Source organism: Chamaesiphon sp., assembly GCF_041738855.1.
Taxonomy (GTDB): domain Bacteria; phylum Cyanobacteriota; class Cyanobacteriia; order Cyanobacteriales; family Chamaesiphonaceae; genus Chamaesiphon.
The window spans coordinates 1-11,972 of record NZ_JBGSPA010000110.1 but is presented as its reverse complement, the minus strand read 5'-3'; the positions used below and the strand labels follow the sequence as shown (position 1 = coordinate 11,972).

5 protein-coding genes and 4 pseudogenes are annotated in these 11,972 nt (G+C 48.2%); 1 reads left to right on the top strand and 8 read right to left on the bottom strand.

Annotated features, from left to right (window positions below; translation table 11 throughout):
* The 8 genes and pseudogenes from ACEW9I_RS10315 to ACEW9I_RS10280 all read right to left on the bottom strand — a co-directional run.
* Positions 1-271: pseudogene (locus ACEW9I_RS10315) on the bottom strand (hypothetical protein); the annotation flags it as partial.
* A gap of 261 nt (positions 272-532) precedes the next feature.
* The gene (locus ACEW9I_RS10310; RefSeq protein ID WP_373540254.1) at positions 533-1,309 is read right to left on the bottom strand and encodes a DUF3427 domain-containing protein; all 777 of its coding nucleotides are present in this window, start codon (positions 1,307-1,309) and stop codon (positions 533-535) included.
* Positions 1,310-1,845: 536 nt separating this feature from the next.
* Positions 1,846-5,427, bottom strand: coding sequence for a hypothetical protein (locus tag ACEW9I_RS10305; protein ID WP_373540253.1), 3,582 nt, complete (start codon positions 5,425-5,427; stop codon positions 1,846-1,848).
* Positions 5,428-5,828: 401 nt separating this feature from the next.
* Positions 5,829-6,242 (bottom strand): response regulator, encoded by a 414-nt coding sequence (locus ACEW9I_RS10300; protein WP_373540255.1) that lies wholly within the window; start codon positions 6,240-6,242, stop codon positions 5,829-5,831.
* Positions 6,243-6,392: 150 nt separating this feature from the next.
* A pseudogene (locus ACEW9I_RS10295) lies at positions 6,393-7,550 on the bottom strand (response regulator); the annotation flags it as partial.
* Positions 7,551-7,754: 204 nt separating this feature from the next.
* Positions 7,755-8,111: pseudogene (locus ACEW9I_RS10290) on the bottom strand (response regulator); the annotation flags it as partial.
* Between the two features lie 106 nt (positions 8,112-8,217).
* Positions 8,218-10,419, bottom strand: a complete 2,202-nt coding sequence (locus tag ACEW9I_RS10285; protein WP_373540252.1) for a response regulator — start codon at positions 10,417-10,419, stop codon at positions 8,218-8,220.
* A gap of 210 nt (positions 10,420-10,629) precedes the next feature.
* Positions 10,630-10,788, bottom strand: a pseudogene (locus ACEW9I_RS10280) (phage integrase N-terminal SAM-like domain-containing protein); the annotation flags it as partial.
* Between the two features lie 319 nt (positions 10,789-11,107).
* On the opposite strand from ACEW9I_RS10280, the gene ACEW9I_RS10275 reads away from it, so the two are divergent.
* Positions 11,108-11,659: a GNAT family N-acetyltransferase gene (locus tag ACEW9I_RS10275; protein ID WP_373540251.1), complete on the top strand. Its 552-nt coding sequence runs from the start codon at positions 11,108-11,110 to the stop codon at positions 11,657-11,659.
* Positions 11,660-11,972 lie beyond the last annotated feature (313 nt).

Genomic DNA, 11,972 nt, shown 5'->3' with positions numbered 1-11,972 from the left:
GAAATTGTTCATCAAACGCCAGCTCGTCGCTCAACCCAAGTTCTTTAAAAAAAGTGCCGCTATGGGTTACATATTCTGGTTCTGCAAGCGGCGTAGGTGTTACAGGTACGAAATGACCAGAGAAAACCTGTCGGGCACGGCGATCGTTACCATCGACCGTGGCATCAGGATCGGCAGTTAAGGTATCCATCAGAGAATAATCCGCCAGTCGCATAAACTCATCAAAGGTAGTTATGCAGGGGGTAGCAGATGGTTTAGATTGATACGACATTGTTGTTAACGGCTTGGGTTTCAGCGAACGGTGATGCATTCTAAGCTTGATCATAGCGTTTCCCTCCATTCCGTGGATTTACGATCTATGAAAAGGTGAGTGCGATCGTAATTCTAAAATGCTATCTGAAATGCTGAAAAAACAGAATTTAGGAATACATTTTTCTTGGTGGGCAGTCAGCACAACGGCCTTGAATTGAGCGGACGCAGATGCACTTTGAGTCAAATATAGCATTTACCGACGTTCCGCTCCAATGAAGTGTTAGGTTGCATCGCTGCTCGTCTCTTCAACTAATGCTTTGATTTCTTGGATACTGAGCGGCACAGAACTTCGGTGAATTATAGCATGGCAATTTGGACATACAGGACGTAAATCCTTCACTGGGTCAACAATATATTCTTTACTTATTTCCGAAAGTTGTCGCAAATGGTGAACATGGATAAATCCTTCACCTAATTTACCAAAAACTCTACCAAAATTAAAGCCACAGACACAGCAACTTATTCCATAGTGCTCAAGGCATATCTGACGAGCCAATGGATTACGCTCAAAAGAGTTAACTGATACTTGACAAACAGCTCCTTCGTGCAAAACTGAAGTTAAATTAATTTCATCTGGAAATATTCCTGCCTCAAATGTCCATATAAATTTGACGGGGGTAGTGTCTTCAAATCCTTTTACACTTCCGATGCCAGCGAATGTAAAAGGCTTTTTATTATCCTCGCGCCAGAAAATATAGGTATTCGTTTCCAAACTCAATATGGATTGGATTGATTGGTGGCGTAATTGGGAGTTCGTTTTTCCGTACCATTCCAATTTATCTCCAATCCACTGGTTGGCATAATCATGACCAGTTGTTCCTGGTGTTGCAATATTGCAAAAAATGAACCAGTCGTTTTCATGACGGGCATATCCTGTATCCCAAACGCCTCCATGTGTATCTTCAGGAATGCCAATAACTCGATAAATATCACGCCTAGTATAGCTATATCCAATTTGAAACGAATACTGCAATCTTTCCCCCAATTCTTGAATCAAAGTCTAATGCTTTTGACGACAAACTTTAAATATGAACACCACCAGAATCTTGCAACCTAACTATTTATTAGACGGAAAGTTATTCATATGACACCCCAAATTGGGTGTTTAGCCCGACAATTATCCGTATAACACCCCAAATTGGGTATTTAGGCGGATCGAGATTCAGTCTAAATCCTATTGCTTCAGGGTGGTGTAATTCCCTAACATTTTGTAATATTCTTCTGGTGGAGATCGTCTCCCAATGCTATGGAACAGCCTAACCCACCCAAGTTATTAGATCGGGTTCGACAAACTATTCGGTTCAAGCATTATTCTTACCGTAACGATCCCAGCTCTTGCCTTTGGCAATCAATAGTTCGGCAAGCCCTATTTATCTTATAATTTCAACTCAATCTAAACATCTGAAAAACGTCTTGATGTAGAGATCGACTAAAGACAGTAATTGCTGACAACCTTTGGTGGTAGCCTGAGTACGATCGCTTAATACTTTAGTTAGTATTCTTTGAGAGCTAGGAACGATCGATCGAAATAAGTCATCGCGCCACCGGAGCAGCGGTGGTCATGATTCGAGTTCGGCTCTGGGACTTCCAATGTTGATATCGGAGCAAGGGGAAGGAGGCAACATGTTTTGATAATGCCCAGAACAATACATAGCTGGCGAGTAATCGCTCGAACGAGCCAAACCGCGATTCGCGTAATTCCGCCACTATACTACTGTCGCTGGCAGCAGTAGTCGGTGGACTAGGGAGGACGATCGTGTCTTGAAAGCCTTGCTGGGCGTTGGCGGAGCCTTTCGGAACGAAAATCGCCGGATTGTGTCCCAGGGCAATAATTTCCGCTCCTGCATTGATATTTCGCACCCCATTGGCTTGTTTGCCCGTCATAATTACGGCACTTTCATACTCTTTGTGCAGCTTGTCGCGTCGCCCATCAGGTATGCCCAAGAAGATTAACGATCCTCTCACCACCCGATGTCCAAAGTGATGCAGCATGTGATCTTGAGGGTTCGCACCATGCACATCGAGGGAGGCGATCCCATAACTGAGCGAGAATAGTTTGCTGACATAGACTTTTAATAATTGATGCACCCACGGCACATCACCGATGACCAGGGTGCGTTTGCCCATGCGGGCGAGGAGGGGTCTACCCTGCACATACCGCAGTCCCAATGTCCAAAACCAGGGGCCAAAGATGTAAATCAGCACATCGGCTAAGACGATCGCTGGCAGCAATAATCCGGGGATGGGTGTATGAACTAGCGCAAACATCGAGTGAGCGATCGTTTGCGCCAATGGCACTTTAAACCCAGCGGAAATCGCGATGTAGAGGGCATGAATTCCCCAGACGAGGGGAGTTTCGGTGACATGCAATGCCCAGTTTCGACCGGATTGGAGGAGCTGACGATGGACTAATGAATTGCTGGTTTCGCCGCTGGCTGTCGTGCCGACGATCGGTACCACGCTCAGATCGATAAACTCAGCTTTGATTCGATCGAGAGTCTCTAAATTTGCGGCGGTTAAGGTCATCTCAAATGCCCCACATTGACCAGGGAAGCTCTGTCGGAGCCGTTTGGCGAGGTATAGCAATAATTCCGTTAACGTGGCTTGAGCGGCAGCTACGGCGACGGTGGTGGGTTCCGCCGTGCGGCGACCGCTGCCATTGATAAAAATCCGGCGAGTAAAACTAGATGCGGGGTAATAGTACTGCTCGATCGCGGTACCCATCAGGCTACAGATTTCACCAGTCATCACAAATATCTCGCCGATCGATCCTTGGCGGCGGAGTTGCTCGAAGGCGTGGGTAGCTTGCAGGGTGGGAAATGTTTGGCCAGATTGACTGATTGCTAAGACGATCGAGTTTTGACCTAAATGCAGTCGGTTCGAGTCAGATGACAATTTCCGTAACACCTGATTGGCTGAAATTGTCGCGACTTTTAATGCGGGGCAGATGGTAATTAAATCTTGGGCAAATCGTTCGCCCAACCAGAGACTGCTCTCGACACCCGTAATTAGTAGATCCACCGATCGATCTGTTGCCACTCGGTCAAGTTTAATATCGATCGTTGCCCGTTGTCGCCGATCCCAGCTCTTAGCTTTGGCAATCAATAATTCGGCTAAATAGTCTGCGCTTTGACGATTGAATGAAGCTGGATCGCGCCAGGATGTGGCGATCGATTGCAGCACCTGGGGAATTTCCCCAATGTCATGTTCGACGGGATCTCGATGGCCGATTGTTGGCGGCATAATGTAGGAACTTCCCTGTAATGGAATCCACCGTTGTTCTAATTCCGTACCCAGTAATTCGCGGTCTGTTGACATCGAATAAATAGTAATTCGATCGACCCCCACCCAGGCAATTTCACCCCCTTTCTGTTCCAAATCCAAACGATAGGAACGGGGAATGTCAGATAAAACGGCATCGACAGCCGCTGGTTCTGAAGCGTAAACCATATAATCATCGCGAACGTTGAATCCAGTCACGATCGGCTGTCCCCAAGCACTCAATACCAGACGATCGGGATTCAGTGTCGAAGCCGTTACCAGCCCAAAACTACCCTTGGCTCTGGACATAAATAATTTCGTTGCTTGATAGGGATTGTGATGGAAAAAAACATCCACAGCAGTCTTGACAAAAGCCGATCGATCCGAGTCATTCCATTGACCGATCGAGTGATGCTGACTCAAAGCTGCGAGCAGATCTCGTTCGAGCAGATCGACTTGTGGCGGGGATAACTCCAACATCGATTTGGCAGCGGGGAGCAAAATCGCCTCTTGATGTCTGATAAAGATCCCTTCAGAGATCGCCGCCCAATCACCGATCTCCAACTCCGACGGGGCGGTATTCGGTGCCGATCGAGCCGGACTTTTACCCCCAAATGCCTCCTCGATCGACTTAGCTACCGTCAGTTGATATGCCAGTCGCAACGAAGCACCCCACATCCCCTGGGTAATTAATAAATCCATCATCCCCGCAATCTTCGGCGAGTCGCCAAGCGTCGCATTCGGCGTATGTAACACCCGTTCGAGCCATAAACCCAGATCGGCATTCTCGATCGGATCGCCAAACAGCACCCAAGCATCAAAATCCCCATTATGGGTAATCCGGTGGTTTACCGTTTGGCGATCGCCCACCCATTTTCCCCGATCGAATCGCCACACATCAGCAGTTCTAGCTGGCATCCACTCATGCCAATGAGTCTCGATAATTGCTGGGAGACTACTCGTAGCATAACGATAGTGCCAAACCCCGACAATCGCCGCATCCACAGCCTGGGTACCAGCCCGCATCGCTTGATTTCGCACCGGAGCAAACGCCGCTTCTAGAGATTGGGTCAAATTTTGCCGCTTGCGATTGACTACCTTCGTCCCGACAAATACCACTCGATCGGCTCGATCTTGGGCAAACACCACCCCGCCGCCAGCTTGTTCGCCCCGAATTTCAGTTTCGCAGCCCATTGTTTTGAAAATATCAATCACTCTTGCTGGTAGTAGAGAATTATCATCACTCGCCAATCGTTTGCCAATAAACCCAAAATTTCCGCAGTTAAAACAAGTCGCCTCACCCGTCACCACCGCCACCACATCTGACAGCGAACTAACAATCACTAAAAGATTAGCAACTACAAAACTGTTAATTACAAACCGAACGATAAATTCGTCTGGATAGCGATCGATACTTATAATTAACGAAATCGCCAACAGTCCCAAACCCACCGCAATTGCATTAAATAAGATGCCACCCAATGCCTTGAATCGAATCGAAGTAGAAGTCGATCGACCAACATCAACCCAAGAATAATCTGAGTTCCCGATCGATATTACGAATATCGGTGCAAAGGGAATTAACGATCTAAATATAGCTGATGGAGTCCGATGTTCGAGGATGTTAGTAATGTTGATAAAAGATGGATCTCGATCGATAATAGCGATCGACAAGACATGACCCAAGCCATGAATTAAAATTGAAATATTCCAGGTAATTCTGAGTAGGAATGTGCAAACGATCGAGTAGGAGCAAATCAAAGCAGGATTCGATCCGATGCCGCCGCAAAGCACGATCGCGACGGCAATAAATTCTGGAATTAAGTTTTGATAAATTACCAACCAAATAGTCATGATGTCTAACTGCTAGTGGTGTTGAAAAGCCTACGACTAAAGTCGTGGCTGATGATGCAAAGTCCGCCTACGCGGACTAATTAATGTCAGTTCGGGTTAAGGAAAATCGATCTGCTCCGCTCAAGCACCGCCCTGAACTATAAGTTCGGGCTAAGAGCAAAAGTTCGTTGAAACGAACTAGGTGATTTGGTAGTTCTCTTTAGAGAACTTTTGCTCTTAGCCCCAAATTCATTTGAGGGCGGCACCCAAACGAAGCTAGGAGCCATCGATTCTCCAAGGAGAGGCTATCGCCAACGGAAATCCTTAACCCGAACGTCAGTCCGCGTAGGCGGACTTTGCACCACTAGCACCGATTTCAATCGAGTGCGGTACTGGAACGGAGCACAGATCCCGAACTCACCTTAATTAGAGATCGATCGCTTCAAACAACCCTCAATTTTGCCTAACAACCGAGGTAACTCCACTGGCTTAGTATCATAATCATTACAACCCGCCGCCAACGCCTTCTCTCGATCGCCAGCCATCGCATGTGCCGTCAAAGCAATAATCGGAATCCGCGCCGTCTGGGCATTCGCCTTGATCTGTTGAGTTGCCTCCCACCCATCTAGAATCGGCAAACTGATATCCATCAGAATCAGATCTGGTAGTTCCGAGATCGCCTTCGCCACACCCTCAGCACCATCGCTGGCAACCACCACCGTATAGCCAGCACGTTGCAGTCGCCGCGAGAGCATATCAGAATTCAATTCATTATCTTCAACCAACAGCACCTTGAGCGGTAGAGACGATTGCAGGCTAGAATCTCGATCCTCCATCGGCGCGGCTCCGCCAGCGGTTGAGGCTTCACCATTGGGCTGTAACTGCTGAAAATAATCGGTTTGGACGATCTCCGCCACCTGTTGGGTGAGCTTAATATTAGCGAGTTCGAGTTGCAACGCCGCTAATTGTGGCTGGAGCGCGGCTTCAGCTAACTTGCGTTGGGAGATCTCCTCCACAATGCCTTCATAAGCCACTAACTTCCCCTCCCGATCTCGGACAGCGCGAGCGTGCTCCGCAATCCAGATCGGGTCGCCATCATAGCGATACGCTTGGTACTCAAATCCGGTAACGCGATCGTGTTCTGCTAACATCGTTTTGAAATCGGCATAGCGATTGCGATCGACATAAATGCGGTCGGCAATATCTGTCACCATCGCCATCAGTGTCTCTGCATCGGGATATCCCAGCAGTTCGACGAGTGCCGGATTAACCCGCCGATAGCACCCTGTAACCGTCGCTTGGTAAACACCGACTGGCGCATTTTCAAACAGACTATCGAAGCTGTCATCCTGTCCCTGCCGCCGCTGTAGCTCTAGACAAGCAGCGATCTTCGGCTGAAGTAACACCAACTGAAACGGCTTAGTCAGATAGTCTGTTGCGCCGATCTCAATCCCTCGCAGCACCAGATCCATGCGATCGGGTGCTGCCAAGATTAGGACGGGAAGGTGTCGCCACTCGCCCTGTTTGAGCTGCGCCAACAGTGGCAATCCACTACCCGTTCGATCGATCTCTAGCAAAATTAGATCGCAGGGGATGGCTGCGAGGGTATCAAAGACTCGATCGAGCGTCGAGATCGTTACCTGCAATCCCTGCTGCTCTAACTGTCGGGACAACAACGTGGAGTTAGATTCGTTGTCGTCTACGATTAAAATTCGACGATCTGTGGCACTTGGCGATTCGCCAGAGCCGACGCTACGCGTTGGCAACGCCTGCGCTTTGCGCTTACGAGGTGAATCGATTGGTTTCGATCGCGTCCAATCCTTTGCTAGACTTGGATCGTCGGGAGCGATCGATTGCAGCGAGATCGGTTGTAGATCGATTCTCCAGGGGAGAGGCTCCGCCAACGGACTATCTAGACTATTCACCACACTGAGCAGATCCTGCGCCGAAGTGTAGATCTGCTCCAGATCTGGGATTAGGTGGGTAGATGCTTCCTCCAATAACATCTCACAGTAGCCAATAATCGTACTCAGCGGCGTGAGAATTTCCAATCGCAAACTTGGAGTGAAAATGTGAATTTCCTGCTGTTTTAGCTCCAATAGTACTGGGTTGAGCATTGCCTGTACTAGTTGCAAAATTCGCATCCCAGAGGCGTGAATCTTCTGAATATCGCTGCATAGATCTGGCTGCTGTCCATCGCCCAGAAGATCCAACAGCAAATCGCTATAGCCAATAATTCGATCGATCGGCGGATCGAGTTGGTGCCGCAACCGATTTAGTAAGATCTGCTGTAAGCGGGGATCTGGGGGCGAGTTCGGAGGTGCTGGGGCTGTTGTGATGACTGGCTCTAGTAGTTTGGTAATTTTTTGGAGCAATCTAGGCAGATCCACTGGTTTGGTATCATATTCATCGCAACCAGCAGCTAGTGCTTTTTCGCGTTCGCCCGCATTCCCATCCGCCGTCAACGCAATAATGGGAATGACTCGCGTTTGAAGATTGGCTTTAATCTGTCGGGTGGCTGCCCAACCATCGAGAATGGGGAGGTGCAGATCCATCAACACGATATCCGGTCGATCTGACAGAGTTTTGGCGACAGCTTCGGTGCCATTGACAGCAACAATTACCTGATAGCCATAGCGCTCTAGACGGCGGGATAGCATATCTCGGTTGATATCGTTATCTTCGACTAACAGAATTGTAGGCATCGATCTGGCTCCGGTATAGTTAATCAGCGGTTGAAACCGCTGCTAGTGATGCAAAGTCCGCCTGCGCGGACTGAATCCGAGTCATATTGTCAAAACCCCCAGACGATTAAGGCGATCGTCTTATCGGTATCTTGTGTTCGTTGGTGGAGCCTCTCCCCTGGAGCATCATCAGATCGCCCAGTCGATCGATTGCCTGAGTCAGCGGATGAGTGGGATAGCGCACCGCAAAAACTTGACTACTGGCGAGAGTCAGCATTTCCTCGGCAAAGGGCAAAACGGCGGCGACGGGGACACCGTAGACGGTTTGTACCTGCTGTTGATAGGTTTCGATCTCAAAATTGGGTGGTACCCGATTGACAACTAGTAACAGCTCCGCAACCGACAACATCCGCGCCAGCTCGACGATCGCGCCAGTGCCCTGATAGTCCTGATAGTCTGGACGCAGCATCACAATTAGCTGACTACAAATCGCGATTGCCTGAAGGGTTTCGCGATCGATGCCGGGATGGGTATCAAGTAACAGAACATCTAGTTGGAGATCGCGGATCGTCTGAGCGCAACCATCGAGGAGCAAATCTGGGGCGTAGCCTTCACGCACGATCTGGGTAATATCGTTGGCGTTGGCACTGGCGGGAATCAGATAAATCGCCCCAGCAGGATTAACAGCAGGTTGAGGCAACAAGTGGCTCAGATCGTAGGCGGCTTCATACAAAGCGCAACGATGCCAGAGATAGTCATTGAGAGTGAGGTCGATCGTCTCATCGTCCAGCCCAAATAGGACATGAATGCCTGGAGATTGTAAGTCTGTATCGATAATGCCCACCCGTTTACCCTGCTTGGCGAGACTCACCGCCAGGTTACTGACGAGATTTGACTTACCCGTACCACCGCGAAAGGAGTGGACAGCGATAACTTTGGCGGTGCTAACCTGGTGGGCATCGATCGCTGGTTGCTCTACCCGCCTGACAACCGCTAACGGCGATCGCTTCACTGGTGAGGATACAGCGCGATCGCGATTGGGGGGAGCGGGATGGAGAGAAGGATACAGGGAAGAGCGATAGAGATTCTCGACATCGCTACTGCGCTTCGTTCGCTGCTGGAGCTGTTGAAAATGTTCTGCGGCGGTAATCTCAGCCACCACTCGCTGTGGCTGCCCCAGATCGATGCCATTCTGTAAGAGCTGAATCTGTTGTGCTAGCTCCTGTTCGCGGGAATTAACCGATCGCGCCATCTGTTGGAAAGCGCGGGCTAGTTGCCCTAATTGGTGCGACTGCTGGCTCAGATCGTCCAAACTATTGGGGTTGAAGGTTTTAGTCTCGATCGCGGCTGCTGCGGCACTCAGGCATTGTACTTGCTGGCGGTAGAGGATTTCGCGATCGCGCAATCGCTTTTTCTCTAAACAGGCGGTAATCCTCGCTTGGAGCAAGATCGGATCGTAGGGCTTTTGCAAATAGTCTTCGGCACCAAGTTCGATACATTTAACCGCAACATCGATCGTCTCTAGTGCCGAAATAGCGATCGCCGGAATGTGCTGGAATCGATCGTCCTGTTTGAGCTGCTGGAGTAACTCCAGCCCATCGACCTCCGGCATGATGACATCTAGTAAAATTAGGTCGTAAGGGACGGCTTTGAGCAGGCGTAAGGCTTGACGGGCATTAGTCGCCGTTGTGACTGTGTAGCCTTGCCGTTTTAATTGGCGCGAGAGTAAGTCACAATTAGTCGGGTTGTCATCAACTACTAAAATCATCCCTCCCTGTGCCTGCGGTACGCCAGACACTCGATCGAGCATCTTCAGTGTAGTAGTCGCACTCCGCACCAGGCTAGCCGTAGCTGGGTGTTCGATCGACAGGGGGGAACTAGCATCCGGTACCGTCAACTGCTGTAACTGTTGCTGGGCGAGATGCACGATATCATTTACTAAGCTCAATAACTGGTGCGCCGCCGTATGAATTTTGTCTAGATCGGGAATCAATTCTGCTGGAGCTTCCTCTAACAGCATCTCGCAGTAACCGATAATCGTGCTCAAGGGCGTGAGCAATTCCATCCTTAGCTCAGCACCAAACCGACTCAGTTCGCCGTCGATCTGGCTCATTTCCAGTTGCACTGGATCGAGGATTGTATTTACCAGGATCGATAGTTGTTGACTACAGATGTGAATCTTGTCCAGATCGGCGACGAAGATCGAGTCTGGTTGTGTTTTTAGCTCTTCGAGCAGCATGGCACTATAACCGATCGTGGCATTAATCGGCGTACAGAGTTCGTGGCGTAAGTATGCCATTAGTGTGTGCTGCACTTGGCTAGTCTTCATGTTTGGAATACCTGTGGTTGTGGCGTTGGGAGTTGAGCAATGCCATAGCTCTAGTAAACTCCACCACTAACTAAGTTGAAGCCTAACTTGTGACTGACTTGTTCTGACTTTGACTACGGATCGATTTACTCACAGGGGAATACCCACCTTACATTTCGATAATTTGTGATTGACACGATCGCGTCTTGCCCTTGAAGATGAGTTCGTAGCAACTCCCATTTCTTGGGGATGCCGCTTATTATGAAAGAAGATGTATCGCTTAATCCACTGAACATAGGTTTCTTCTGTTCGATATGAATAATGCTTGAGTCGAATAGCATCCCTCACTCGATCTAGCAATTTTTTCTTTGGTGGCTCTTCAATTGTCATTAACTCGATTTTGAGAAATGTTAATATTATTTACAAATAATACTAAAGCTGACAATATTCTCTCTACGGTGATTAGACTGAATATATTTCAGCCTAATCACCCAATTTAGGCTTGTTATGTAGACAAATGTCTGTATAATCACCCATTTTTTCGGTATTAGGTGGACATTTGTCCATCTATCTACCCTGTTCGGGGGTATTAGACTGACGTTGTCAGTCTAATAAATAGTTAGGCTGCTCAAGTTGTTGGTCAGGATGTCGTTGAAAGTTGATAGTGCTAAGCTGAACTCTTAAAAACACCAAAACTTTAGTTGATTTTATGAGTCAACAAACCTACTTGAAAGTGCCCTTTGTTTGGGAAGAGCCTAAGCCGTTAGTTGAGGTTCCTTCTCGATTAGATTTCAAAGCTGCCAATACGCTGAGTTATGAGGTGTTACTTTCAGCAGTTGCTCAGGTGATGGGGTCATCGATTGATGCAAATGATCGAAAACAAGTCACAGAAAGTAGTTCTCGACAATTTGCCGAGCAGTTTCTAGCTGAATCGAAAGATGGATTCTCGTATCAAGACGAATGGTGGCAGATTGGTTTTAATAGTGATGGTAAGATTGTTGGCTTTGTTTTACCAGCGATCTATCTAGATTGCGCTAAGGATGGTTTGGAAGAAGCAACCATCTACTATATTGGAGTTTTGCCGGAGTATCGTAGACAAGGCTTTGCAACCGATTTGTTGTTAAAAGGAACGAGAGTTCTGCAAGATATAGGAGTTTGGAGAGTGTTTTGTGATACAGATGTGAACAATAACCCAATGATTACTACCTTTGAGCGAGTTGGATATCAACAGCACGGTGAGCCTTATCAACGTCCTTTATAGGTATGCCAGGCAGCCTAACTACTGCATGCAGGCGGAACGGATTTTCACGCGATTTTCACGCTTATTTTGCATCGCCGTCCGCTGACGCCCAAGCCGTTAGCTGGCTCTATTTTGGGTTGGGGTAATCATTTAAATTCTTTCTGTTGGTAGTTCAACTTTTCATTAGAAAAGGTATTTAGGGCTTGCTGAAGAAGACTAGAACCCGCGAAGGGAGACGAATTCAATCGATAACGGGAAGAGCGAAGTCCCAGAAAATTAGCTAAGATCGGTCTAAAGCCTAGTCCAAGGTGTTAATACTCATGTACCGACAAGT